Annotated in this window: 25 protein-coding genes; 24 read left to right on the top strand and 1 reads right to left on the bottom strand. The window is 37.9% G+C overall.

Annotated features, from left to right (window positions below; translation table 11 throughout):
* Position 1: 1 nt before the first annotated feature.
* The 21 genes from D1094_RS11760 (at position 2) to nrdD (ending at position 23,087) form a co-directional block, all read left to right on the top strand.
* Entirely contained in the window at positions 2–580 is a 579-nt protein-coding gene (locus D1094_RS11760; protein WP_118960296.1) for a hypothetical protein, read from the top strand.
* On the top strand, positions 570–1,919 hold the full coding sequence (locus D1094_RS11765) for an AMP-binding protein (RefSeq protein ID WP_118960297.1): 1,350 nt from the start codon (positions 570–572) through the stop codon (positions 1,917–1,919). Before D1094_RS11760 ends, D1094_RS11765 begins: the two co-directional genes overlap by 11 nt.
* Positions 1,920–1,931: 12 nt before the next feature.
* The gene (locus tag D1094_RS11770; protein ID WP_118960298.1) at positions 1,932–2,285 is read left to right on the top strand and encodes a thioester dehydrase; all 354 of its coding nucleotides are present in this window, start codon (positions 1,932–1,934) and stop codon (positions 2,283–2,285) included.
* The gene (locus tag D1094_RS11775; protein ID WP_118960299.1) at positions 2,285–3,055 is read left to right on the top strand and encodes a glycosyltransferase family 2 protein; all 771 of its coding nucleotides are present in this window, start codon (positions 2,285–2,287) and stop codon (positions 3,053–3,055) included. Before D1094_RS11770 ends, D1094_RS11775 begins: the two co-directional genes overlap by 1 nt.
* Positions 3,045–4,028, top strand: a complete 984-nt coding sequence (locus tag D1094_RS11780; protein ID WP_118960300.1) for an acyltransferase — start codon at positions 3,045–3,047, stop codon at positions 4,026–4,028. Before D1094_RS11775 ends, D1094_RS11780 begins: the two co-directional genes overlap by 11 nt.
* A 9-nt stretch (positions 4,029–4,037) precedes the next feature.
* Positions 4,038–5,585, top strand: a complete 1,548-nt coding sequence (gene hutH / locus D1094_RS11785) for a histidine ammonia-lyase (RefSeq protein ID WP_118960301.1) — start codon at positions 4,038–4,040, stop codon at positions 5,583–5,585.
* On the top strand, positions 5,578–6,018 hold the full coding sequence (locus D1094_RS11790) for a thioesterase family protein (protein ID WP_118960302.1): 441 nt from the start codon (positions 5,578–5,580) through the stop codon (positions 6,016–6,018). The genes hutH and D1094_RS11790 overlap by 8 nt, the downstream gene beginning before the upstream one ends.
* Before the next feature lie 2 nt (positions 6,019–6,020).
* Entirely contained in the window at positions 6,021–6,665 is a 645-nt protein-coding gene (locus tag D1094_RS11795) for an outer membrane lipoprotein carrier protein LolA (protein ID WP_118960303.1), read from the top strand.
* Entirely contained in the window at positions 6,658–8,964 is a 2,307-nt protein-coding gene (locus tag D1094_RS11800; RefSeq protein WP_118960304.1) for an MMPL family transporter, read from the top strand. The genes D1094_RS11795 and D1094_RS11800 overlap by 8 nt, the downstream gene beginning before the upstream one ends.
* A 48-nt stretch (positions 8,965–9,012) precedes the next feature.
* Positions 9,013–10,113, top strand: a complete 1,101-nt coding sequence (locus D1094_RS11805) for a methyltransferase (RefSeq protein WP_118960305.1) — start codon at positions 9,013–9,015, stop codon at positions 10,111–10,113.
* Positions 10,114–10,115: 2 nt separating this feature from the next.
* Positions 10,116–10,727, top strand: a complete 612-nt coding sequence (locus D1094_RS11810) for a DUF3261 domain-containing protein (protein WP_118960306.1) — start codon at positions 10,116–10,118, stop codon at positions 10,725–10,727.
* Entirely contained in the window at positions 10,724–11,926 is a 1,203-nt protein-coding gene (locus D1094_RS11815) for a beta-ketoacyl-ACP synthase (RefSeq protein WP_118960307.1), read from the top strand. The genes D1094_RS11810 and D1094_RS11815 overlap by 4 nt, the downstream gene beginning before the upstream one ends.
* 9 nt (positions 11,927–11,935) lie before the next feature.
* A complete protein-coding gene (locus tag D1094_RS11820; protein ID WP_404851480.1) occupies positions 11,936–12,388 on the top strand; it encodes a 3-hydroxylacyl-ACP dehydratase in 453 nt (150 codons plus the stop codon).
* A gap of 11 nt (positions 12,389–12,399) precedes the next feature.
* Positions 12,400–13,131, top strand: a complete 732-nt coding sequence (gene fabG / locus D1094_RS11825) for a 3-oxoacyl-ACP reductase FabG (protein WP_118960309.1) — start codon at positions 12,400–12,402, stop codon at positions 13,129–13,131.
* Complete coding sequence (locus D1094_RS11830) at positions 13,131–14,360, top strand: beta-ketoacyl-ACP synthase (protein WP_118960310.1); 1,230 nt, start codon at positions 13,131–13,133, stop codon at positions 14,358–14,360. Before fabG ends, D1094_RS11830 begins: the two co-directional genes overlap by 1 nt.
* 297 nt (positions 14,361–14,657) lie before the next feature.
* On the top strand, positions 14,658–15,884 hold the full coding sequence (locus D1094_RS11835; protein ID WP_118960311.1) for a hypothetical protein: 1,227 nt from the start codon (positions 14,658–14,660) through the stop codon (positions 15,882–15,884).
* 475 nt (positions 15,885–16,359) lie between these two features.
* Positions 16,360–18,045, top strand: coding sequence for a trypsin-like serine protease (locus tag D1094_RS11840; RefSeq protein WP_118960312.1), 1,686 nt, complete (start codon positions 16,360–16,362; stop codon positions 18,043–18,045).
* 379 nt (positions 18,046–18,424) lie between these two features.
* The gene (locus tag D1094_RS11845; protein ID WP_118960313.1) at positions 18,425–19,090 is read left to right on the top strand and encodes a YceH family protein; all 666 of its coding nucleotides are present in this window, start codon (positions 18,425–18,427) and stop codon (positions 19,088–19,090) included.
* A gap of 167 nt (positions 19,091–19,257) precedes the next feature.
* Complete coding sequence (locus D1094_RS11850) at positions 19,258–20,577, top strand: ATP-binding protein (protein ID WP_118960314.1); 1,320 nt, start codon at positions 19,258–19,260, stop codon at positions 20,575–20,577.
* Between the two features lie 241 nt (positions 20,578–20,818).
* The gene (gene nrdG / locus D1094_RS11855; protein ID WP_118960315.1) at positions 20,819–21,319 is read left to right on the top strand and encodes an anaerobic ribonucleoside-triphosphate reductase activating protein; all 501 of its coding nucleotides are present in this window, start codon (positions 20,819–20,821) and stop codon (positions 21,317–21,319) included.
* Positions 21,306–23,087 carry an anaerobic ribonucleoside-triphosphate reductase gene (gene nrdD, locus D1094_RS11860; protein WP_118960316.1) on the top strand — a complete coding sequence of 594 codons (1,782 nt, stop codon included), beginning with the start codon at positions 21,306–21,308 and terminating at the stop codon, positions 23,085–23,087. Before nrdG ends, nrdD begins: the two co-directional genes overlap by 14 nt.
* Before the next feature lie 77 nt (positions 23,088–23,164).
* Here nrdD and D1094_RS11865 read toward each other — a convergent pair whose 3' ends face one another.
* Positions 23,165–23,791, bottom strand: coding sequence for a metalloregulator ArsR/SmtB family transcription factor (locus tag D1094_RS11865; RefSeq protein WP_118960317.1), 627 nt, complete (start codon positions 23,789–23,791; stop codon positions 23,165–23,167).
* A 220-nt stretch (positions 23,792–24,011) separates the two neighbouring features.
* Between D1094_RS11865 and D1094_RS11870 the strand changes: the two genes are divergently transcribed.
* From D1094_RS11870 to D1094_RS11880, 3 genes are all read left to right on the top strand, one after another.
* Positions 24,012–24,632 carry an NAD(P)H-dependent oxidoreductase gene (locus tag D1094_RS11870; protein WP_118960318.1) on the top strand — a complete coding sequence of 207 codons (621 nt, stop codon included), beginning with the start codon at positions 24,012–24,014 and terminating at the stop codon, positions 24,630–24,632.
* Positions 24,633–24,655: 23 nt separating this feature from the next.
* Complete coding sequence (locus D1094_RS11875) at positions 24,656–25,039, top strand: VOC family protein (RefSeq protein WP_118960319.1); 384 nt, start codon at positions 24,656–24,658, stop codon at positions 25,037–25,039.
* Positions 25,040–25,121: 82 nt separating this feature from the next.
* The gene (locus D1094_RS11880) at positions 25,122–25,541 is read left to right on the top strand and encodes a VOC family protein (RefSeq protein WP_118960320.1); all 420 of its coding nucleotides are present in this window, start codon (positions 25,122–25,124) and stop codon (positions 25,539–25,541) included.
* Positions 25,542–25,607: the final 66 nt, after the last annotated feature.

Below are 25,607 nucleotides of genomic sequence, written 5' to 3' on the forward strand. Positions count from 1 at the left end.
AATGAAAATTATCCTAACGCTAATATCGATACTTTACCCTTTGGTAGTGTTTTATGGTTTAGCTGAGTTTTCTGTACGTTGGGTTAGCCTGATACTCTTATTGCTTTTTCTAACGCGACTTTTACTGCTTAAAAAAAGTAACACTCTAGAAAAGCAAAACAAACAATTACTGAGTGACAAAGCCAGCAAAATAATTACCATTTGGGTAGCAAGCTTTTTATTGATGAGTTTTATTTTTGGCAATGATACTGGCTTATTATTTTACCCAGTTATCATCAATGCTGCCTTAGCGTTAGTTTTCTCTTACTCTTTGGCTAACCCACCACCAGTTATAGAGCGCCTTGCGCGTTTAACACAAGCCGAATTGCCGCCTCATGCGATAGCGTATACCCGAAAGGTAACCAAAGTTTGGTTAGGCTTTTTTATTATCAATGCCATTATCGCTTGTTATACCGCGTTATTTACTAGCCTAGCAACTTGGACTTTATATAACGGATTAATTGCTTATATCTTGATGGGCGTGCTTTTTACAACTGAGTATTTAGTGCGATTAAGGGTACAAAAGCTTAATGACAATTAACACTTACCTTTTCCCGAGAAGCCCTAAAGGCTTCTTTATTTGTCATGACACTGTTATTAGTGGTCAACAATGGGCTCAAGAATGTATTGCTTTAGCGCAAGATATTTCCAGCTATAAAGAACAAAGTTGGTTACTCTATCATGATGATTTTTATCAATATAGCGTGCTGTTCTTTGCTTTATTAATCGCTAAAAAAAATATCGTTTTAGCACAAGGCAATCAGTCTGAACGACTTAAGCAGGCTGCCAATTTTGCCGATATTTCAATTGGTGACTTTGAACTTAAAAAGAATGCCAAAGAGTTAATCCCTCACTTTAAAAAGTCGATTAATCAGCGAGTTAAAAGCTCTTTAGCTAAACTAACCATTGATGAAAACACTAACATAACCTTATTTACCTCAGGCTCAAGCGGTAAAGCAAAGGCGATTAAAAAGTACTGGTACCAGCTTGCCAGTGAAGTAGAAACACTACAAGCACTCTTTCCGCATACAAAAAACAATGTTATAGCAACAGTTACCCACAAACATATTTATGGCTTGTTATTTAAGTTAATCTGGCCTGTGTTTACTGATAAAAATATCATTTGTCAGTGCATTGAATACCCTGAGCAAGTTGAGCTTTTTACTCAGCAATACTCAAACATATTGCTCGTTTCCAGTCCAAGTTATCTAGCTCGCACCAGTCATCAATTTTCATCTCAGGCGATTAATGCAATTGATGAAATATTTTGCTCAGGTGGTGCTTTGGCAACCTCAACCGCTGAAGATTTCTTTCAATTTAATCAACAAGCAATTACTGAGGTCTATGGAAGCACAGAAACCGGCGGCATCGCTTGGCGACAACAGGCAAGAAGTGCTTTATGGCAACTTTTCCCCGAGCACCAAGTAAGCTTAACATCGCAAAACACCCTGTTATTGCAATCTCGCTTTTTAGCAAAAGGTGAATATTACGAAACCGATGACAGCGTTGAGCTTAATGGACGTTTCTTTACCTTATTAGGCCGTGTAGATCGCATCATCAAGTTGCATGAAAAACGCTTATCACTTGATGAGATGGAAACCAAGTTAACAAGCTTAACCAATGTTAAAGCTTGCCGCTGTTTCATCTTAGATAATTCATTAAGTAAAACCACATTAGTGGCTGTGATAGAATTACCTGCAACAACTTTAATACCTAAAAGTAACATAGAAAAAAAACAGCTTGTTAACCTGCTTAAAAAGGCATTATCGACAACATTTGAAGCTTCTTTATTACCAAGGAAATGGCGTTTTGTAGAGCAATTACCTTTTAATAGTGAAGGTAAATTAGTTAAAAGTGAACTAAGCAAACTGTTTAAATAGAGTGAAATTTCAATGAACAACAGCAAAGAGCAACGATTACCAACCATTACCCAAGTTGAACAAGAAACAGACAAGCTGGTATTAGCGCTCACCATTGATGCCGAATTACGGTGCTTTAAAGGGCACTTTGATGATGCCGCGATTGTCCCTGGTGTAGTGCAATTAGATTGGGCTGTCACTTTTGCTAAAACCTATTTAACCATGCAAGGTGATGTACAAGATGTTGGCGTATTAAAATTTCAAAACTTATTATTACCCAATACACAGGTTCAGCTAGAAATAATCAAAAAATCATCTGCTAAATTCACTTTCAGTTATACCGCTGAAGATGAAAAGTACTCTTCTGCTCGGGTTGAGTTGGCGTAATGACAAGCAGACACAATGCTTGTGCCGTTATTCCAAGTTATAACCACAGTGCAAAATTGGCAGCGATCACCGAATTACTCTTGGCTAAAGATTTGCAAGTGATTATTGTTGATGATGCTAGCAGCGAAGAACACAAAAATAAATTACAGCAGATCACCAACAGCCATACAGACATTGAATTAGTCCGCCACAAAGAAAACCAAGGTAAAGGTGGTGCAGTCATCACAGGTTTGCTAAAAGCACAGCAAATGGGCTTTACTCATGCATTGCAAGTAGACGCTGACGGCCAACATGACCTTGATGATATGAGTGCTTTACTTGAAATGTCTACGGCATGTCCTCAAGCACTTATTAGTGGCCAACCTATCTATGACGATAGCATACCTAAAGGTCGTTTATGGGGGCGCTCAATCACACACTTTTGGGTGCATATTGAAACACTTTCCTTTCAAGTTAAAGACACCATGTGCGGCTTTCGTATATATCCTTTATCTTCTAGCTGCGCGTTAATAAAACAAATAGAGTTAGGTAAACGGATGGATTTTGATATTGAAATTATGGTTCGACTCTTCTGGCGTAATGTGCCAGTAAAGTTTGTCAAAACAAAAGTCGACTACCCTGAAGATGGACAATCTCATTTCAGAGCCTTACACGACAATTTACTGATTAGCTGGTTACATACCCGCCTAGTTTTTGGCATGTTATTGCGCTCTCCTGTTATGATTGTACAGCGATTGCACAAAAATCGAGAGGCCAATAATGACTTCTAGCTCTCATTGGTCTTCAATGCGTGAACGTGGTTCATTACTAGGGCTAAAAATCATTTTTGCCTTTTATAAATGTGGCGGTCGTTACCTGGCGGTAGTACTATTATATCCAATAATATTTTATTTTCTCCTCACCGATAAAGTCACACGCAGTGCTTCTCAAGATTACCTAGAAAAAATGTATCGTCTTGGTTATTTAAAACAAAAACCAAGTTTTTGGCTCAGTTTTCAACATTTTTTATCGATGGGTTTTGCTGCTCTAGATAAAGTTGATGTCTGGTTAGGCAACATCGATATAGATTCAATCAATTATGTTAATTATAACCTCTTTGAAGAGTTACTATTTAGAAAACAGGGGGCGCTAATTGTTGGCTCACATATAGGGAATTTAGAAATCTGTAGAGCTCTTTCTAGTAAAAAAACTGACGCACAATTTAACGTGCTAGTTTTTACTGAGCACGCACAAAAATTCAATGACTTCATCAATGGGCTTAATGACCAAGCCAAAGTCAATTTAATTGAAGTCTCCGAAATGGGACCTGATCTTGCTATTTTGCTGCAAGAAAAAATTGACCAAGGAGAGTATGTGGTTATCGCTGGCGATAGAACCTCAACCACGGTGGCTGGACGCGTAATTTACAATGACTTTTTAGGCAAGAAAGCGCCCTTCTCCCAAGGTCCATTTATATTAGCTGGTATTTTGCAATGCCCAGTATTAATGATGTTTTGTTTAAAAACAAAATCAGCGGAAAAACAACAATACGATTTAATCTTTGAGCAGTTATCAACGGGTGTTCAATGGAATAGAAAAACACGCGATAGCGAGTTAAATAAATTAGTAGCAATTTACGCTAAAACGTTAGAGAAGTATTGCAGCAAATACCCATTGCAATGGTTTAACTTTTTTAACTTTTGGCAGCGAGACAATCTTAGCAGAGGCACGGTTAGCCCAAATGCTAATAGCAGTAATAAGTAGGATTTAAAAATGTTAGAAAATAAAGCCAGCACCTATTTTGGTGCCGAGCCATTAACCATTGAAGATATTGTCGCCATAGCCAAAGATCAAAAAAAAGTCGCCCTGACCGATGATAAAGGTTTTGCTGAAAAAATAAATGCCGGTGTTGCCTTTCTTGATACGCTATTAAAAGAAGATGGTGTGATCTATGGTGTAACAACAGGTTACGGTGAATCATGTACCGTTGAAATTCCAACCGAACTAGCTAATGAGCTCCCTTTACATTTAACCCGCTTTCATGGCTGTGGTTTAGGCGATTACTTCTCACCTGAGCAAGGCCGTGCAATATTAGCAACACGACTTGCATCTTTAAGTCGTGGCTATTCTGGCGTTAGCTGGGCATTACTTAGTCAAATCACTGATTTTTTAAATAAAAACATTATCCCAGTGATTCCACAAGAAGGCTCTGTAGGCGCCAGCGGTGATTTAACGCCGCTTTCATATGTTGGTGCTGCGCTTTGTGGCGAGCGAGATGTTTATTATCAAGGTAAAAAAGTTAGCGCAAGTGTTGCACTTAACAATGAAAACCTTGAGCCAATTACCTTAAGACCTAAAGAAGGTCTGGCAATTATGAATGGTACGGCGGTAATGACAGCTTTAGCCTGTCAAGCGTATGATAGAGCAGCCTATTTAACTAAGTTAAGTGCGCGCATTACCGCATTAAGCAGCTTGGGTTTAAAAGGGAACAGTAATCACTTTGATGATATTTTATTTTCGGTAAAACCTCATCAAGGTCAAGCTAATGTTGCCTCGTGGATCCAACACGACTTACATCATCATCATCACCCAAGAAATTCACATCGCTTACAAGATAGATACTCTATTCGTTGTGCGCCGCATGTAATTGGTGTACTAGCAGATTCACTTCCTTGGTTAAGGCAATTTATTGAAAATGAACTAAATAGTGCCAATGACAACCCAATCATTGATGGAATTGGTGAGCATGTTTTACATGGCGGTCATTTTTATGGCGGCCATATTGCCATGGCTATGGATAGTATGAAGGCAGCCGTTGCTAATATTTCCGATTTACTTGATAGGCAAATTGCCAGTCTAGTCGATGTTAAATACAATAATGGTTTACCTGCAAACTTATCAGCGGCGTCACCAGAACGTATAGCCATCAATCACGGCTTTAAAGCAGTACAAATTGGTGCCTCAGCATGGACAGCAGAAGCATTAAAACTCACCATGCCAGCCAGCGTATTCTCTCGCTCAACGGAATGCCATAACCAAGACAAGGTTAGCATGGGTACAATCGCTGCTAGAGACTGTTTACGTGTATTAGAGCTTACTGAACAAGTAGTTGCAGCAACTTTATTAGCCAGTTATCAAGCGGTGACTCTGCGCATTTCACAAGGTGAATTAAAACGTGAAACCTTATCAGCCCCCATTGCCGAAATGTTGACTGATATTGGTGAGTTTTTTCAATTAGTCACTGAAGATAGACCGCTTGAAGGGGTGTTACGCGAAACCGTCAGCCATATTCAAGCACAACGATGGGCTCTTTATGAGTAAACAAACATGTTTATCTACCTCGGTAGATATTGAAATTCCGTTTCATGACTGTGACCCAATGCATATTGTATGGCATGGCAACTACCCGCGTTACTTTGAAGTAGCGCGTTGTCAGCTATTACGCTTATTTAATTATGATTACCTTGATATGCAAGAGTCTGGCTATATGTGGCCGATTGTTGATATGCGAGTTAAATATGTCGGCTCTGCAAAGTTTACCCAAGTGATTACCGTTACTGCAACCTTGGTTGAGTATGAACATAGGATCAAAATTAACTACCTGATCACTGATAAGGTCTCTGGCGCAAAGTTAACAAAAGGTCATACCGTACAAGCGGCTGTTTCAATCGCAACTGATGAATTGCAACTTGAATCACCTGCCATTTTACTGGAAAAGCTACAACCGTTATTAGCAACGTTAAAAGAAGACTAGCCATGAATAAAACAAAGACAACATTGTTCAACAAATTGCAGCTACCAATCGCTACACTGCTGTTTATTTTATTGTCTTTGTCGTCAGTAGCCTTTAATAGTCATGCTGAGTCTGAAACTAAAGCTCAAAGCAACGCTGAAGCCATTGAACCTTTAAAAGGAACGTTTTTACAAAGTAAAAATATCAAACCGTTAAAGCGCCCTTTTAAATCGTCTGGTCACTTTGTCTATTTCCCGACAAAAGGGCTACTTTGGCAAACAGAAAAACCCGTTAAGTCAGTAAAACTTTTTGCCAACGAAGGGGTTTATAAAGTTGATCAACACGGGACATTACAAAAAGAAGCACAACTCGACAATGCTTTCTTTTTAGCGTTATTTGCCGGAGATGAACAAAAACTTGCTCAGTTTTTTATTACTCAACCCATAACAAATGATGATGCAACATTAACGTGCCTAGCATTAACACCAAAAAGTGACACAATGAAAAGCTTGTTTGCTCAAATTCAACTATGCACAAAGGCGATGAATAATAATGTTAAGCTGCCAGTGACTATTGCATTACTTGAAGAAAAAGGTAATCGCACCGATATTAACTTTCAGTTATCAGATACGCCATTAACCGCACAGGAGTTGGCTTATTTTGACTAAGCAGCCCATAACATCTGATAATTTGTTATCTCGCTTAAGCCCTAAGGCATCATTTGTCTTATGGTTTGTCATGGTGGTTACTTGTTGCCTCGTTTTACTCGCTGAATTTAGCAAAGCAGAGGCAAAATATAATGCTGGTTTACTGGCCGCACTTGAGATTAATTCAGCAGAACATCAAGCGGCTATCGCCTTAGGTCAAAACTACCAAAATAAATTGTTAGTGCTAGTTGGTGATAAGCAACTACAAAGCGCAACAAGTACCGCCAGTGATATACGTAAGCAACTTCAAGGTAAAGCTTGGTTAGAAAGCATTTATTCAAACCCGCTTGATGCCAAAAAGCTACAACAACTAATAAGCTATTATGGCGCTTCTCCCTTTAGTTATTTAGCCTCCGAACACAAGGCAAGGTTGCAAAAAGCAATTGCTGAAAAAAAAGCACAGCCAGTTAGTGATAACTTCTTTTCTTTGCTTAACCAATGGTCAGACCCTATTGTCAGTCAATCGTTAGAGCAAGATGCAACCCTGACTTTAGCCTCCTTTTTAAAAGAGCGCTTATTCGCGCAAAGCAGTGGCGCATCAAAGTGGCAATTTAGCCAACAAGAATTCATGCTTACAGGTGATGAGCTAAATTACATTCCTATTTTTATCACCATCAAGGCAAGTCACCTCAACATGCGTGATTCGGTCGATATTTATAAAACCCTGCAAAGCATTAAAAGTGACTATAGCCAAGTAAATACAGAAGCTGACACTAGCTCAGAAATACTAATGACAGGGATGATTTTGCACTCTGCAGCAGCAAGTTTACAGGCTCAATCGGAAATCAGTAGCTTTGGTGTATTTTCATTGGTCGGCGTAATGCTAATTATTTTCTTGGCTTTTCGCGCAATAACGCCACTAATTGCTTCGTTAGCGGTTATTGGTTGTGCACTCTTAGTGGGACTTGTTGCCCTGACCTTAGTATTTGAATCAATACACCTACTGGCTTTTGTTTTTGCTGTAAGTATTTTAGGCATTGCCGTTGATTATGGTTTTCACGTCTTGGTCCTACGACAGCATACTCAAGCATCGGCACAAGTTATTCGTAATAAGGTCTTTCTACCATTAACCATTGCGTTGGCTTCAACCATTGCCGGTTATAGTTTATTTTTCACCACACCGATTGAGCTATTACACCAAGTTGTTATCTTTGTTGGTTTTGGCTTGGTCGGCGCATACCTTAGTGCTTTGTTACTACTGCCACATATCCACTTTAAAAATATTGGCAGCTCATTTGCCCTGCAACCGAAACAACACAGTACTTACCTTACTATCGCCACCATATTGATGCTCGCAGGCATTAGTATACTGAACTTTGATGACAGCATAGCTAACCTCAATACCAAAGCAGAAGTTCTGGTAAAACAAGAACAAAAAGTATCAAGCTTAACCGGAGAGACGGTTTATCCCCATATGGTGGTGATTAGCGACAAAGACCAAGAGGCACTGCTGAATAAAACTCAAGAATTAGCCGAAAACTTACGCGCTCAAGGTGCAATACTAAAAAGCATTGCTGATTGGCAACTTAGTAAATCAGCACAGCAAAATAATATCGATTTGGTGCAAGCAAACTGGCAACTAAATAACTACCAAGACGTTTCCTCATACTTGGCTGACAACGCAATCGAGAGAAGCTTAAAGCAAGCAAAACCACTTGAGTTAGACCCTGCTTTTATTGCTCAGTATACCGGAGTCAACATTAAAGAAATTGATAATAAGTATTGGACGGCACTACTGCTTAACGAATTGCCATCAAAGAATCAAAAACAGTTAATAGCACAAAGCCTTGATAGTCACTATATCAATCTACCACAAGCGCTATCACAGCAATTAACACAGGTTAGAACAGACATTATATATGTCGCCTTACCTGCCGCCATCATTATTCTAGTAATTTTATCACTGTATTTTGGTTTCTCTAGTGCTGTAGTGATGTTACTCGTGCCTGTAGTTTCTTCTGGTTTAGCGTTAGTTTTCAGCCAATTGTTTCAAACCAGTTTAAATATATTTAATGTCTTGGCTTGTTTGCTAATTATTACCTTAGCTATTGATTATATGGTTTTTTTCCGCGCTCATGGCGCGACAAAGCTGATTAGCCATACCGTAAGCTTATCAGCAATATCTTCAGCACTAACCTTTGGTATAATGTCTTTTAGTACTACACCCGCGGTCAGTAGCTTTGGTTTAACACTATTACTTGGTATCTCACTAGCTTGGCTACTAAGCCACCTAACCCCTTTAACAAATATAAAAAAATAAATTAAGTTGGCGCGCTATTAAAGACGTCAAAAAAATGGAAGTAACAAGATGATCAAATTACCTGAACAAGGCGAACTCTCAGCAGTAGATGCTAAATCTATGGCGCAACATATCGCATTTTCGCCTTATATTTTCCAAGCCACGGCTGCATTGAAAGACTTAGGTATTTTACAGTATATTGATAAAAACAGGCGTAAAGGTGTACCGTTAGCTGACATTGTTGCAGCAGTTGGCGTAACAGAATACGGCGTTAGTGTTTTATTAGACTTTGCCTTAACCTGTGGCCTAGTCACCCTAACAACTGATGAGAGTCAGCCTGAAGCTCAACCTCGCTATAGCTTAACTAAAGTGGCTTTTTTCCTTTTACATGACGAGATGTCGGTAGTTAATTTTGATTTCACTCAGCACTTTGGTTACCAAGGGCTAGCAAACCTGACCGAGTCAATTAAAACCGGTAAGCCTGAAGGCTTAAGAGTTTTTGGCGACTGGTCTACATTGTACCCTCACCTACCTGAATTACCCGATGAAACAAAAACAAGTTGGTTTGCTTTTGATCATTTTTACTCAGATCATGCTTTTGATGAAATTTTACCTCTCATCTTTGCCAACAACCCGAGACATATTGTTGATATTGGTGGTAATACCGGGCGCTTTACCACCAAGTGTTTACAACACGATAGTAACGTAGAAGTCACCATTATGGACTTACCGCCACAACTTGCTAAGGCCCAAGAGAATATCTCTGCTGCAGGTTTAGCCGATCGTTTTACACCATTTCCTTGTGATATGCTAGATCCTAAGCAAGAGCTAGCACAAAATGCCGATGTTTATTGGATGAGCCAATTTTTAGATTGTTTCTCAGAGCCGCAAATCAAAATCATTTTGTCGAACATCGCCAAGGGTATTTCAGGAGAACAACGTGTGCTTATTCTAGAAACCTTCTGGGATGCACAAAAATTTGATGCTGCAGCGTTTAGCTTAAATGCAACATCACTTTATTTCACTTGTTTTGCTAACGGCAATAGCCGTATGTATGCAGCAGATAAATTTACCGCCTTAGTAGAAGCAAGCGGTCTAAAAATCGAAAAACAAATTGATGATATCGGTTTAGGTCATAGCTTGTTAGTTTGTCGTAAAGCTGGTGAGTAACCATGTACTTAGGTAGTACTGTGTTAAAACAAATGAAGCGAGGCATTTTATTGTTGTGCACACTTGCGTTTATCAGCGCGTGTGTAAGTCAGCTCAATAATGTACACCAGGTTCAACTTGATGACAATATTACTTATGTATTACAACCTATTCCTGAGGAATTAATTAATACCGGTATTTTGGCATCTTTTAGTGTTAATCAGCAGGGCAAGGAAGAACAGCTGTTAATGCAAGTGGAAATGAGCCCTTCGCGATTATTAATTTCGGGTATGACTGTTGAAGGATTATCGCTATTCTCTCTTGATTGGCATACCTCACTCGGCACGCTCAATATCGATAAAAAAATAGTTATTGAGCCACTACGCATTTTAGCCGAATTACAATTGGCACTATGGCCTAGCACCAGTATTTCTCAAGGATTAGCGCAAGGACAACTTCACGTTAAAGAAAATAAACGTGAAATAACCGCTGCTGGGGAAGTGATTTATCAAATCACTGTAAACGAGAATAATAGCGAATTAATTAACCTTAAACAAAATTACACCATCGCTGTTGATGAAATAGAGCGTTGGCTGTTAACCACTGAACAAGGCAAGTTGGAAACTAAACCATGACCATCTATTTGAACGAACTCGGTTTAGCTTGTGCTCTGGGCTCAGATAAACAAACTGTATTGAATAACTTTCTTGCTGGTGATGCTTCTTTTATGAAAAGAGATAACACCTTTGGTATTGAGACAGTTATTGGGCAAGTGGATGATAACTTACCCGATTTATCAACTTACGGCCCTTATCAAAAAAGCCGAAATAACCAATTAGCGTTACTCGCTTTTCAACAAATAGAAGGTAAGCTAAGTAAGTTAAAATCAAGCCTAGCTAATAAGTTGCAGCGAGACATCAATATTGCGGTGATTATTGGTACCAGTACTTCAGGTATAGCTAGCGGCGAAGCGTCAATGCAAAATTATTTAGCAACGGGTGAGCATAACGCTAATTTTAACTACACAATGCAAGAAATGGGCGCTACTGCGGAGTTTATTGCACTGCTAGCTCAGGCTAACGCCAGCGTTTACGGTATTTCAACAGCTTGTACCTCAAGCGCCAAAGCATTAATTAGCGGTCAGCGTTTATTAGCTAGCGGCTTAGCTGACATTGTTATTGCTGGTGGTGTTGATAGCTTATGTAAAATGACCATTAATGGCTTTAATGCTCTTGAGTCAATATCAGCTAACCATACCCAACCAATGCAAGAGACTCGTTGTGGCATCAATATTGGTGAAGCTGCTGCTTTATTTATTATGAGTCAAGAACAAAGTGAAATTACACTTTCTGGCTTTGGTGAAAGTAGTGATGCGCATCATATTTCAGCGCCACAACCAGAAGGCATAGGTGCCCGTAAGGCCATGTTATCCGCCCTTGAAAGTGCTAACTTGACGGCAAAAGAAATTAATTACATTAACTTGCATGCAACAGGCACCCTGCAAAATGATGCAATGGAAGCGAAAGCTGTTGCGAGTATTTTTTCTAACATAACCCCTTGTAGTGCCAGTAAACAATTGCATGGGCATTGTCTTGGCGCTGCAGGTGCGCTTGAAGCGGGATTGTGTTGGTTGTTATTGAGTACTGAAAATAATGACAATAACTACCCAGTAATGCACCTTTTAGCAGACGTTGATGATAATATTGATGAAATTAACCTCATCAGCGAAAGTTGTAACATCGATAAAAAGCTTAACCACTGCATGTCAAACTCCTATGCTTTTGGTGGCAACAATGCCAGCTTAGTCTTATCACGCACACACAAACGAAGTTAATAAATAGTCATGTACAATATTGAAGAAGTAATCAAGCATAGGAAACCTATGCGCCTTGTTGATGAATTAATCTCTTTTGATGAAGAGAATGCTTGTGTCTCCGTTACGATTGATGAAAACAGTGAGTTTTATCAAGTAGAACGCCAAGGTGTGCCTAGCTATATTGGCATTGAATATATGGCTCAAGCGATTGCGGCTCAAGCTGGCGCAAATGAACTAGCTAATGGTAAAAACATACGTTTAGGTTTTTTATTGGGGACACGTAAATATAAACCAAGCATTAACTATTTTGACTTAGACACTACGCTGCATATTACCGTAAAAAGGTTATTAATTGATGCTGCTGGTTTATCAGTTTTTGACTGTAGCATTGTCGATAAAGCGCAACCTGAAATAATGTTAGCAAAAGCAAAAGTCAACGTCTATCAACCTGAAGACTCAACAGAATATGTCAGTAAGTGACAGGAAGAATAATGAATAATACAGTTTTAGTAACGGGATCGAGTAAGGGCATAGGTAGAGCTATTGCCATTGAGTTGGCAAAAAGTGGTTTTGACATCGTTGTTCACTTTCATAGTGACAGCCAAGGTGCCAAAGAAACCTTAGCACAAGTGAAAACTCACCAACCAGCGGGTAAGAGTCGCATAGTTCAGTTTGATATTGCTGATGGCGAACAAAGTAAACAAGTATTAACGGATGATATTGAACAATTTGGTGCCTACTATGGCGTAGTATGTAACGCTGGCGTACACAGTGATAATGCCTTCCCGGCTATGACTGAAGATGAATGGCATAAAGTTATTCATACCAACCTTGATGGTTTTTATCATGTGGTGCATCCTCTCGTTATGCCAATGATTCAATTACGAAAAGGCGGCCGTATTGTCGCCATATCTTCGGTATCAGGTATTTTAGGCAATCGTGGCCAAGTTAACTACAGCGCATCAAAAGCTGGATTAATCGGCGCGGTTAAAGCACTTGCTTTAGAGTTAGCGAAAAGAAAAATCACTGTAAACTGTGTTGCTCCGGGCATTATTCAAACTGAAATGACCGAAGATATGCCAAAAGATATGATCAAACAAATGGTGCCAATGCGCCGCGCAGGTAATGATATTGAAGTGGCAGCGACAGTTAACTTTTTATTCTCACAAGGGGCAAACTATATTACCAAACAGGTGATTAGTGTCGATGGAGGATTAAGTTAATGCAGCGTGTTGTGGTAACAGGCATGTCAGCTATAACTGCCTTAGGGGACAATTGGAAAGATTTCTCTGACAATCTAAAAAAAGGTAAGAATGCAGTTCAAACTTATCAGCCGTGGAATGACTATAAGGAATTAAATACTCGCTTAGCTGCACCTGTCGTTAACTTTGAAAAGCCTAACCATTATAACCGAAAGCAATGTCGCTCAATGGGACGAGTATCTTTGATGGCAACTACGTCGACAGAAGCCGCTTTAAAACAAGCAAACTTGCTCAACAGTGAGCTACTTACCAATGGTGAAATGGGTATTGCCTATGGTTCAAGTACTGGCTCTACTGCGCCATTTATTGATTTTGCTAACTTGTTAAGTAACAAGAGTATGACGAGTATAACCTCAACTAGTTATATCAAAATGATGGCGCATACAACAGCAGTAAATGTTGGTGTCTTTTTTGGTATTAAAGGTCGAGTTTATACTACAAGCTCAGCGTGCACCTCTGGCTCTCAGGCATTAGGGTATGCTTATGAAGCGATAAAATATGGCAAGCAAACAGCTATGGTTGCTGGTGGCGCAGAGGAATTATGTGTCACAATTGCAGCAGTCTTTGATACCTTATTTGCAACAAGCACAAAAAACACTTCACCCGAAAAAAACCCTAAACCTTATGATATAGATAGAGATGGGCTCGTTATAGGTGAAGGCGCTTGTACATTTATTTTAGAAAGTTATGACTCTGCCAAGGCTCGTGGCGCTACAATTCTTGCCGAACTTGTAGGCTATGGCACCAATTCAGACGGGAAACATGTAACGCAACCATCTGCTGATACAATGAAAATAGCAATGGAAATGGCCATTAAAGATGCAGGTATTGATGCAGAAAATATCGGCTATGTAAACGGTCATGGTACGGCCACCTTAAAAGGAGATATTGCAGAAACTCAAGCTACTGAAAGGGCACTCGGAAAACAGACACCAATTAGCTCTTTGAAAAGCTATTTAGGTCATACTTTAGGTGCCTGTGGAAGTATTGAAGCATGGGCAAGTATAAATATGATGAATGATAATTGGTTTGCACCTACATTAAATTTAACTGAAGTAGACCCTGCATGCGGTAAATTAGATTACATCAAAAGTAGCGGATTATTTAAGCATACCGATTTTATTATGAGTAATAATTTTGCCTTTGGCGGAATCAATACCTCATTAATTTTTAAACGTTTGAATAATTAATGAGGTATAGCAAGGTGAACACACATCATCCTCTGAATTAACATCATCATCTCGTTTGCACTAAAGGCGCAAACGAGATGAAAAATCTTCCATTATTCGCCTACTGCCAAGTTCATTGTAAATGATACCTTAAAACAAATTAGATTTTAGCTGAGGCTACAAATTAATAGCGAGCAGTATTCTAAGCGTAGTAAGTTAAATTATCCCGAGCTGAAGTTAAATTAGATTTCCTTGATGATTTACTGTATTTTTTATGTCAATTAACAGTTCAATTGATGCCTAACTTAGAAATAACACATGTCGATATTATTAGAAAAAGAAGACTTAATTGCGTTAAATCGCACGGGTGAAAACTTAAAGAGTGTTTTGCGTCACTTAGTGGATAAATTTCCGGCCAGCGCACAAACTATTTCAGGTATGTCGAATTGGCTCGACTATAACCGCTCAAATTGTCAACGAATACTCAATGGTATTAATAAAAGCAGAGATGGCAAAGAAGTATTATGTTATTTGCCTGGTCAAGCAGGCTTGCAAGAATTTTTAGTGCAAGTCGATAAAAAACCATTAGAGCAACAATTAATTCTCCAAGCCCAAAGTGCTGTAGAATCATTTAATGTACAAATTAAAAAGTATGCTCGAAGTCATGCCGAGTTAAAACGTTTACTAAGCAATAAGCCAGTAAAAAACAACCTTGATAAACACTTACTCAGTGCTGAAGAAAAACGAGAACAACATTATCTCGCGTCTAAGCAAATTATTGGCTCTTCAGTAGAAACGCTTTTCAGTTGCTATATATTAAAAGAGAGCGATGAAAATAAAGAGTATTTGCAAGAAGTTGCTATGATTTCTAAGCAAAATATTGTTAGATCTAAAGCAGCGCCACCTTTTGTCCAGTTTTACACTCATCCACACCCTGAAGGCTTTACTGTTCCTGAGAATCTAACTTTACACTCTCGAATTAAACCAAGCCATTTTCATATTGGTGTTGTTAATGAATACTCAACTGCAGGCTTATTGTCTGCTTATTCAAGTTATTCACCCAGTAATTCTGGAATTGTATTTAATGATTTAGAGGGTGTTGATAAATTTGATGCTACCTTCTTATTTAGTAATCCAGATGAACTAGCGAACCCGCTAGAGCACCAGAGCAAATGCAGCTCAACCAGTATTTCTATTAAAAACCCAACAAAAAAATTAGTCATGCTAGTTTTTTTAGAAAAAAAGCTCGATATGCGCAGCAGTGTTAATGTTGGTTGCTATTCTGGTAATCAGAAGGTTAAAGAAGGAAAGTTACGCTCAGATGATATGTGGACAGAACGTTTGCCTGAATTTCCAGAGTTAAAGGTACTTCATCCCGACTCTCCTGGTGCGCAGTTTAACGGCACAATTCCTATTGGTGAAATGAGTGATTATGTTTTTTCTTTTGCTGAATTAAATAAGAAAGACTTTACCTGTTACCTATTAGATGTTGATTTTCCAATTTGGTCATCTACTTATAGAATATATTTTGAACATAGCCTTTAACGAAATATCTGAGATACTCTTTATATACAGACGTTCTATTGAACTTGGTATTGGCTATTTTGCCATAGACTTCTCTTGATTATCTCGTCATATCTATAAATATTAGGCTTAGTAAAATTCACTCAATCAAAAGCCAAGCTAAATAATAGATAAGTTGCTTCGAAAAACCACTGCTCGAACCCACAACATTGCGATACTTACCATTAAAATGCTTCAAATCGATGTCATTAATCACATATAAGTAATATATTTTTTTCTTTCTTAACCCGTTCGTAAAGAAAGGATTACACCTAAATTCCTTTCTACCATTACTATTGCTGGTTTTTCATACAGCAACCCAACTGGTAAGATCAGTATAAAATTCACAAATAAAGTTGAAAAACAAAATATCTCAGATACTATTTAAGATTCTTACTAGATGAATTAGATACTACTTCTCTAAGTGAGACATTTACAATAATTATAAAGAGATAAAATGATGAAAAAATTATTCAATAAAAACAAGCTGAGCAGTAGTATTTGTTCATTAGGTGCTTTAATTGCCATTACGTCACTCAGTACGGTAGCTCAACCTGGTGATTTAAAAACGCAAATAGTTGGTGGCGTAGAAACCACACCTAATTCGCGGCCTTATCAAGTCGCGTTATTAATGAATGGTCGCCAAGGATGTGGTGGTACATTAATTAGTAAAGACTGGGTTTTAACCGCGGCACATTGTTTAGACAGTGCTTCTACCAGCAGCTTAACCGTTAAAGTCGGTGCCCACCGCATGAGTGCTGGCGACGGTACTACTCACAGAGTGAGTCAAATAATTTCACATGAAAATTGGCGTGGAGCTAATAATATAACATCAGGGTATGATATTGCAGTGCTTCGCTTAGCCACACCAGCAAGTGGTAATGTAACTCCTGCTTCCCTTCCAACCAATTCAATAGCAAATCAAATAGCAGCAGTGGGTGAGTACGCTACAGTATCAGGCTGGGGGTTAACTTACGGTGGTAGTAGAACACCTAGTGATATTCTGCGTGAAGTATCACTTCCTATTATTTCAAATGCTGTCTGTTCAAATCAATTAGGCACTAACGTAGATAATGGTGCAATTTGTGGTGGTGGCCCTAACGGCACTTCAGCTTGTAATGGTGATAGTGGTGGTCCTTTTGCAATCAAGTCTGGTGGCAAATATTATAGTATTGGTACCGTAAGTTGGGGCAAAAACTGCGTGGGAGCTACAGCATTTACACGTACTTCTGCTTACCTTAATTGGATAGAGGCTAAAACAGGCGTCACACCTAACGATGGCACAATAACCGATACCGCACCTGAAGCACGCTTTACTTCAAAAGTGAGTGGTAACACAGTGTCGTTTACTAATAATTCAACAGATGATAATGGCATAGCTAGTTCAAAATGGAACTTTGGCGATGGCAATGCTAGTACTGATTCTTCTCCTTCACATACCTTTGAAAGTTCAGGAAGTTTCACCGTAACACTTGAGGTAACCGACACAAAAGGACAAACAGATTCTACCGCAGCAACAGTTGTTATTGCTGGCGATAGCTGCTCAACAGGAAACCAAAGTACTTATCCTGCTTGGAGTGCCCTAACCAATTACACTATTGGAGATCGTGTTACGCATCAAAACAGTAATTATGAAGCCACTTGGTGGTCTACAGGCGCTGAGCCAACAATTTATACTAACGTATGGAAAGCAGTTGGTGATACTGGTAGTGAGTGCCCAAATGACAATCAAGCACCTGTATCAAGCTTCTCTTCTCAAGAAACAGGTTTATCTGTAAGTTTCAGCAGTAGTTCAACAGATGATAAAGCAGTAACGAATTATCGTTGGGATTTTGGTGATAACACTGTTTCTATGAATGCGAACCCCAGTCATACCTATGCTGTAGCAGGAAGTTATGAAGTTACGTTAACCGTATATGATGCTGAAGGATTGAACCATACGTCGAGTCAGTGGCTAACGGTTAAAGAAAATAATGGTAATGATGGTTGTGATGGACTTGAAGAATGGTCAATATCTAAGTCTTACGCGCTAGGTGACAAGGTTTCTTATAAAGGCGCAAAGTATGATGCTATATGGTGGTCTACAGGCGCATCACCTGAAATTTATAATAATGTTTGGTATCGAACGGGTTATTGTCAGTAATAACTATTTGACTCTATTTACCCTAAGGTAATACAAAACATGAGGCGTGATAGCCTCATGTTGTGTAAGTATATCTCAATGATTGCGATTATTACTTTTTTGCCTCAATACCTATCTACAATTGCTGAAGCAACGCTAAGCGACTTTGATCCATTAACTGTACTTCTTTTACCGTTTCGTCTAATTATATCCACACGATAAACTTAACCTCATACAAGGTAATCGGTTAATTATCAACCGTGTTTAAAACAGTATTAAAAATATTTTTATCATTATTTACCAATGGGTTGTGCTTCAACCTTGTATAATGTCAGTTATTTTTGTTATTTTAATTCTTTCGGTTAATTGTAATTTAATTATTTTCAAAGGATGCCTTCATATGATCTCTCTTTCTCCTGAACAAGCCCGTGTCATTGGTGTGATGTTAGAAAAAGAAACAACCACGCCTGAGCAATACCCTCTTTCCATCAATGCCTTAACCAATGGCTGCAATCAGAAAAGCAACCGTGAACCCGTTTTATCATTAACAGAAAGTAACGTGCAAAATGTGGTTGATGAGCTAGTGCAAAATAACCAGCTTATGGTTGATCAAAAAGCATCTGGCAGAGTAAATAAGTACTTCCATCGCTTTTGTAATACTGAATTTGGTAGTCTGCAACTAACACCACAGCAACGTGCAATTATTTGCGTGTTATTACTTAGAGGCCCACAAACGCCAGGCGAGCTTAGAACGCGTACTAACCGTTTAGCTGATTTTACTGATGTTAATGAGGTTGAAACGGCACTAACTGAATTACAAGATTTAGGCGGTAATGTTTTAGTAAAAAAACTAGCGCGAGAACCTGGTAAAAGAGAATCTCGATACGTGCAACTTTTCTCAGATGCTGAAGGTAATCACTTAGTAGAGGATTCAGAAGTACAGAATGAAAGTGCTTTAACTGCCAGCGATCATCAGTTGTTGTCAGAGCGAATTATCGTACTAGAAGAACAAGTTGCTAAGTTAGCTGAAAAATTAACGCATTTATCGGCTCAGTTAGGGGAATAAACTGTTCAACCTATCGCTACGCCGCTAAAGCTACTTATTAACATCAGTAAAATCAACTAAACGCTCAACACGCCCTGTTTCGTGTAGTTGGTTTCCCTTTAAAATGGAAAAAACATTGCTATATGCCATAGTTATTACAATACATTAAAATAATTTAGGGTATTGAAATGTTAGAAAAGATTCGAGATATCATTGAGGGTGTTTCAAATAGCTATGGTGAAGAGTTCACCAACAATATCATGTTATCTCTGAATAAAGCGATTAACGCAGATTATACTTTTATTGCTCAGTTAAATGAAAAGCAATTTACTGCTCAAACTATTGGTCTGGTAGCACAGGGACAATTAATACCTAATATAGAATACTCTTTAGAAAATACGCCTTGTGCCAATGTTATTGAAAATACCGTATGTTGTTACAGTAAAGAGGTATGTAAGATATTCCCTAAAGATCAATTACTTATTGATATGCATATTCAGGCATATTTGGGCACTCCTTTGCATAATTCTAAGCAACAAGTCATAGGTCTTATTGTTGCGTTATATGAGCAACCTATCAACGATGAAGATGAAGCCTTAGCCTTGTTTCAAGTGTTTTCAGGGCGAATAGCCGCTGAGTTAGAACGAAGGGAACACGAGAACTCATTAGAACAAACCGTCGCTAGTAGAACAAAAGAGCTATCTGCTACAGTTAAAAAAATGCAAATAATGCAAAAGCAGTTAATTGAATCGGAAAAAATGGCGGCTCTAGGTGATTTAGTTGCCGGTATTTCACATGAAGTAAATACGCCATTAGGAATTGCCATTACCACCCACAGCATTATGCATGATGAACATAAGCAATTAACCAAGTCTTTGAGCGACAATACACTTTCAAAAAAAGCTATGCAACATTACCAAAAGGCAGTTGAAAATGCCTTAAATTTACAGGGTGAGAACCTAGCTAGAGCAAAAAAATTAATAGAAAACTTTAAAGAAACTGCTGCAGATCAACACCAACTTGAAATCGAAATGGTTAATATTAGTGATTACTATCATAGAGTTATTTCAACCCTTCACTCTCTTATCAAAACGAAAAAGGTGACTTTGTCTGTTGATTGCTATGACGATATTGAAATCGCAACTTATCCCGGAATACATGCACAAATAATTACTAACCTTATCAGTAATAGTATTCGTCATGGTTTCAATCAAGTTAATAAAAACCATGAAAATCAGATAAAGTTCACGATAAACAAAGCTGACGAAGACATAGTACAAATTATTTATCAAGATAATGGCATTGGCTTATCTGAAGAAGCTAAAACCCATGTATTTGAACCCTTTTATACAACCGCAAGAGATAAGGGCGGAGTAGGTCTAGGTATGTCTATTATCTATAATCTTATCAATCAAAAGCTTGATGGTAATATTACATACAAAGAGACTACTGAAGGGGCATGTTTTGTTTATCAATTTAAAACAAGTCAGTCTGCGCCAACCGTTTAACAATAAAATATTCATCAAGATTTTTTTCTAAATAATATAAATACCTTTTAAAGCTTAAAAGAACCTTACGCTTGATACTAATAAATCAACATGTAGTGCAATGGCATTAGCCATTAGCACTATATGTAGTTTTTTATTTTGTCTAACAATACAAAAATGTGATCGAGATCAACTATCAGCCACCATTAATTACTATATATTGTGTTTAACAAAACAATTATATCTATATATAGGTTTCAAAATGGACTTCAATTGCATTGCACCTACCGTAGTTTTTCAAGAGGTACCTAATGAAATTAGCTTATGCTTTAGCATTACCGGCTGCAAAGTAGGCTGTAAAGGTTGCCATAGTACCGAGTTATGGAATGAAAACTACGGTATGTCTTTATCTAAAAATAATTATCTACATTGGTTAAAAAAATATAAAGGCTTGATCAGTTGTGTTGTTTTTTTTGGTGGTGAATGGCAACCCAATGCACTTATTGAAAAACTTCTTATCGCAAAAAATTTAGGCTTAAAAACCTGCTTATACTCTGGTGAAAAACATATAGGTATTAATATTAGTCAACATTTAGATTTTCTAAAAACAGGTGACTGGCGTGCAGAACTTGGCGGTCTTGAAAGTGTTACCACTAATCAAATATTTCGCGATATGAACACCGGCGAAAAACTCAACCATTTATTTATTAAAGACCCAATTAATACAAACTTATTACAAGGAGCAAACAATGTTGCGGCTTAATCAAGAACAATTAGATGATAAGAAAGATTTTATAAAACATTATTTTGCAGCACAAAATGCCGCAGATGGTTCAAAGATGGATGCCAATGCTAATGTTAGCCATAAAAACATTGCCACCCTTGAAGCCGAATTATTAAAAGACTGCTTCGTGCAAATAAATCGTACCTTAGTACATGATAAAATTAGTGAAAAATTTGATGCTGACTTAGCTAAAGAGTATTTACGCCAAATAGAAGACCATGAGATTTACGTACACGATGAAACCAGTTTAAAACCCTATTGTACTTCAATTAGTATGTACCCTTTTTTATTAGATGGCTTAACTAAACTCGGTGGAGAATCAAAAGCACCGAAGCATTTAGAGTCATTTTGTGGTTCTTTTGTAAATCTTATTTTTGCCATTTCGGCACAATTTGCCGGTGCAGTTGCCACGGTAGAGTTCTTAACCTATTTTGATTACTTTGCTCGTCTTGAATACGGCAATGATTATTTAGAAACCAATAAATTTGAAATATCAAACCATTTACAACATGTAGTATATGCAATTAACCAACCTGCTGCTGCGCGTGGCTACCAAAGTGTTTTTTGGAATATTTCGCTCTTTGATCAACATTATTTTGAGTCAATGTTTGGTGAGTTTGTATTTCCTGACTTTTCTAAACCTAATTGGCAGACGGTAGACAAATTACAGCACTTTTTCTTAAGTTGGTTAAACAAAGAACGTGAACAATCTGTATTGACCTTCCCAGTAGTTACCGCCGCTATGTTAACTGAAAATGGTCAGTGTAAAGATCAAGCATTTGCCTTAAAATTAGCAGAAGAAAAAGCACAGGGTAATTCTTTCTTTATCTATTTATCTGACAGCGCAGATTCATTGGCCTCATGTTGTCGCCTACGAAATGAAATTTCAGACAATACCTTTTCTTATACCTTAGGTGCTGGGGGTGTCGCTACTGGATCAATAAATGTAATTACCTTAAATATGAATCGCCTTATTCAAGATGGACGTGATTTAAAAACAGAAATTGAGAAAATACAAAAATATCAAGTTGCTTATCGAAAACTGATGGAAGAATACAAAGCGCAAGGTGCACTATCGGTATACGATGCTGGCTTCATCAGCCTTGATAAACAGTTTTTAACTATTGGTATTAATGGTATGGCTGAAGCCGCTGAATACTCTAATATTAAGGTCGGTAACAATGCCGAATACAAATCTTTTGTTAGTGATCATCTGCAAGTCATTTATCAAGCCAACCAACAAGCAAAACAAGAATATGGCTATATGTTTAACACTGAATTTGTCCCAGCAGAAAACTTAGGTGTTAAAAATGCTAAATGGGATAGTAAAGACGGTTACCAAGTTAATCGTGAGTGCTACAACTCTTACTTTTATTTAGTAGAAGATGACGAAACTAATCACCTTGATAAGTTTGTTATGCACGGAAAAGAGATGACTCAATACCTTGATGGTGGCTCTGCATTGCATTTAAATTTAGATGAATCTCTATCAGCAGATGCTTATGTTAAACTTTTTAATGTTGCCGCTTCGACAGGCTGTAATTATTTCTGTATCAACGTAAAAATTACTATTTGTAACGCCTGTGAAAAAATAGATAAGAGAACATTACATTATTGCCCTGAATGTGGCAGCGATAATATTGACCATGGCACGCGAGTTATTGGCTACTTAAAACGAGTTACTGCATTTAGCCAAGGAAGACAAAAAGAACATGGATTAAGGCATTACCACAGGAAAAGCGCTTAAACTCAAATATAAACATTGATAAATATCAACAAGTTAAATTAGTTGTATATACATTAAAGGTTGTATTGTATATACAACTAGTCAATTTCATTTGGCGTCACTTTATAGGCGCATCGCCTTGCTCCTTCAATAATATGCTCTTCTCGAGTTACCTGTGCAACATCAGCCATTAATGTTTGAAATAAATGCAATTCTGAACGACAAAAATTAACACACTTACTTGCCGCTGCACAAATTGGACAATGATTTTCTAGTAACCAAAAGATGTCTCCCTCTTGCTCAACCGTTGCCATGTAGCCTTCATCTGAACGTATTTTCGCCAACGTCTCGAGTTTTTCTGCCACGCCGTATCGATCTGCTAATGCCAATCGATAGTTAGCCATTGAACTACTTTCTCGATGTTCAATTAATTTGTCTAAACCATCATCACCGAAAATGGCAATAACAGAGTCAATGATTTGAACGGTTAATTCGTCATGTCTATCATCAAAAAGACTATTACTCTTGTCAGTGAGTAACCATGAACGTGTAGGCCGACCACGAGCGGCCTTTTCATCTTTAAAAACCACATCACCCGACTCTTCGAGCGCTTGCATATGTTGTCGCACACCCATCGTGGTTAATTGCAATTCATTTGCCAAAAATTTTGCCGTTAGTGCGCCATGCGTTTTTAATAAATGGAGTATCTTGTCATGTGTTTTCATTTGGTAGCACCTCAAATCAATGTTTTTTTCATACTAACTCTCCTTATTATCAACCATTTAATCATTAAGTAAACTTTTTAATTTATTTTATTACTTGACACCATTAAGTAAACAATTTAATTTACATAATAATTAGTAAACAAAAAACATTATTAATTATTGAGCGATGTTTTTAGTCATTTAGACTGATCTTTTATTAAATACATAAGGAGTGATGGTTATGAAAATAGTCATAATTAGCGCAAGCCAAAGAGCGGAGTCTCAAAGTGCCAAAGTAGCCAACTATTTAGCTGAAATAGTGCAAGGCTTTGAAAGTATTAACCATATTGAACTATGCAAGCAGAATTTACCTTTATGGGACGGCAAAGAAATTAGCAAAGTGGATAATGCTAGTGATTGGCTAGCCATTAATAGTGAGTTGAAAAAAGCAGATGCCTTCATTTTAATCACGCCCGAATGGGGCGGAATGGCATCACCATTATTAAAAAATTTTCTGCTTATGTGTACCAGTGAAGATGTTGCCCATAAACCAACACTACTAGTTTCTGTTGTCAGTGGTATTAATGGTGCTTATCCCATTGCAGAATTAAATATGAGTGCTTTTAAAAATAATAAATTGGTGAGCATTCCCGATCATTTAATTATTCGATATGTAGAAGATGTTTTAAATACGCATACCGACAAAAACAAAAAACTGTCCGACAGAGATAACAGCATTAGACAGCGAATAAATTATAGCCTGCATACGCTAACACATTACAGCAAGGCGCTAAAAGGGCTACGTAACCATTTCGCAATGCAGCCATACTTAGGCCAAGAGAAATACAACTTCGGCATGTAACACGCTAATCAAAGGAGTACATCATGAATATGAACCAAATAACTCTACCTGTTATTAATATCGAAGAAGCAAATAACTTTTACCTCGCATTGGGTTTTATACAAATAGTGGCTACTGAGCATTATTCCCGATTTGAATGTCCAGAGGGTCAAGCAACCTTTTCATTAAGTTTACATGAACAAAAAGTTCCACACGACGTAGTCATGTATTTTGAACACGAAAAGTTAGACGACTGGGTAAAACAGTGCCAACAACGAGGAATTGTTTTTGAGCAATTACCAACCGACCAACGCTACCTATGGCGAGAAGCCAGTTTATCTGACCCAAGCGGCAATAAATTAAAACTTTATTGGGCTGGGAATAATAGATTAAACCCGCCATGGCGAGTACATAAGACATATCAATAAACAAAACGATTAGCAAAGAGCTAAGTCAATACAACAACACAACAATACAACGACACAACAACAATACAAAAAGGATAAAATTATGATTACATTAGAGCATTTAAATTTAGTGGTGAGTGATTTAGAAAAAAGTTTAGCTTTTTACCAAGCCGCTTTTCCTCATTGGTCAGTACGCGGTGGAGACAATGGCGAATGGTATGGTAAAAAAAGGCAATGGCTTCATTTTGGTGATGATTATCAATACTTATCACTCAATGATAATGGTGAAGGCATTAACCGCGATTTAACGGGACATCAAATCGGCTTATCGCATTTTGCCTTTGTCACCAGTGACATTAAAGGTGTCGTTCAGCGCTTAGCAGACGCTGGCTTTAATGTAGACAAAGACGGCGCTGAAGATGAATTTAGAGATAATGTGTATTACATTGACCCCGATGGCTATGAAGTAGAATTTGTGCAATACCACAGTGATTTACCTGAGCAACGTAATCGCTATGGATAATCACTAGGACTATTCTATTAATAGCCTAAACACAGGCAGGTTTAAGCTATCTTTAAATGCGTAATC

This window comes from Colwellia sp. RSH04, from assembly GCF_003545765.1.
GTDB lineage: Bacteria > Pseudomonadota > Gammaproteobacteria > Enterobacterales > Alteromonadaceae > Colwellia.

Bases quoted from the DNA above. Each gene is read 5' to 3' on its own strand.
- D1094_RS11775 (WP_118960299.1), top strand. From the start codon at position 2,285: ATGACAAGCAGACACAATGCTTGTGCCGTTATTCCAAGTTATAACCAC.
- D1094_RS11820 (WP_404851480.1), top strand. From the start codon at position 11,936: ATGTACAATATTGAAGAAGTAATCAAGCATAGGAAACCTATGCGCCTT.
- D1094_RS11815 (WP_118960307.1), top strand. From the start codon at position 10,724: ATGACCATCTATTTGAACGAACTCGGTTTAGCTTGTGCTCTGGGCTCA.
- D1094_RS11840 (WP_118960312.1), top strand. From the start codon at position 16,360: ATGATGAAAAAATTATTCAATAAAAACAAGCTGAGCAGTAGTATTTGT.
- D1094_RS11865 (WP_118960317.1), bottom strand. From the start codon at position 23,791: ATGAAAACACATGACAAGATACTCCATTTATTAAAAACGCATGGCGCA.
- D1094_RS11795 (WP_118960303.1), top strand. From the start codon at position 6,021: ATGAATAAAACAAAGACAACATTGTTCAACAAATTGCAGCTACCAATC.
- nrdD (WP_118960316.1), top strand. From the start codon at position 21,306: ATGTTGCGGCTTAATCAAGAACAATTAGATGATAAGAAAGATTTTATA.
- D1094_RS11810 (WP_118960306.1), top strand. From the start codon at position 10,116: ATGTACTTAGGTAGTACTGTGTTAAAACAAATGAAGCGAGGCATTTTA.
- D1094_RS11845 (WP_118960313.1), top strand. From the start codon at position 18,425: ATGATCTCTCTTTCTCCTGAACAAGCCCGTGTCATTGGTGTGATGTTA.
- D1094_RS11765 (WP_118960297.1), top strand. From the start codon at position 570: ATGACAATTAACACTTACCTTTTCCCGAGAAGCCCTAAAGGCTTCTTT.
- nrdG (WP_118960315.1), top strand. From the start codon at position 20,819: ATGGACTTCAATTGCATTGCACCTACCGTAGTTTTTCAAGAGGTACCT.
- D1094_RS11880 (WP_118960320.1), top strand. From the start codon at position 25,122: ATGATTACATTAGAGCATTTAAATTTAGTGGTGAGTGATTTAGAAAAA.
- D1094_RS11830 (WP_118960310.1), top strand. From the start codon at position 13,131: ATGCAGCGTGTTGTGGTAACAGGCATGTCAGCTATAACTGCCTTAGGG.
- D1094_RS11850 (WP_118960314.1), top strand. From the start codon at position 19,258: ATGTTAGAAAAGATTCGAGATATCATTGAGGGTGTTTCAAATAGCTAT.
- D1094_RS11875 (WP_118960319.1), top strand. From the start codon at position 24,656: ATGAATATGAACCAAATAACTCTACCTGTTATTAATATCGAAGAAGCA.
- D1094_RS11805 (WP_118960305.1), top strand. From the start codon at position 9,013: ATGATCAAATTACCTGAACAAGGCGAACTCTCAGCAGTAGATGCTAAA.
- D1094_RS11760 (WP_118960296.1), top strand. From the start codon at position 2: ATGAAAATTATCCTAACGCTAATATCGATACTTTACCCTTTGGTAGTG.
- D1094_RS11870 (WP_118960318.1), top strand. From the start codon at position 24,012: ATGAAAATAGTCATAATTAGCGCAAGCCAAAGAGCGGAGTCTCAAAGT.
- D1094_RS11780 (WP_118960300.1), top strand. From the start codon at position 3,045: ATGACTTCTAGCTCTCATTGGTCTTCAATGCGTGAACGTGGTTCATTA.
- fabG (WP_118960309.1), top strand. From the start codon at position 12,400: ATGAATAATACAGTTTTAGTAACGGGATCGAGTAAGGGCATAGGTAGA.
- hutH (WP_118960301.1), top strand. From the start codon at position 4,038: ATGTTAGAAAATAAAGCCAGCACCTATTTTGGTGCCGAGCCATTAACC.
- D1094_RS11835 (WP_118960311.1), top strand. From the start codon at position 14,658: ATGTCGATATTATTAGAAAAAGAAGACTTAATTGCGTTAAATCGCACG.
- D1094_RS11790 (WP_118960302.1), top strand. From the start codon at position 5,578: ATGAGTAAACAAACATGTTTATCTACCTCGGTAGATATTGAAATTCCG.
- D1094_RS11770 (WP_118960298.1), top strand. From the start codon at position 1,932: ATGAACAACAGCAAAGAGCAACGATTACCAACCATTACCCAAGTTGAA.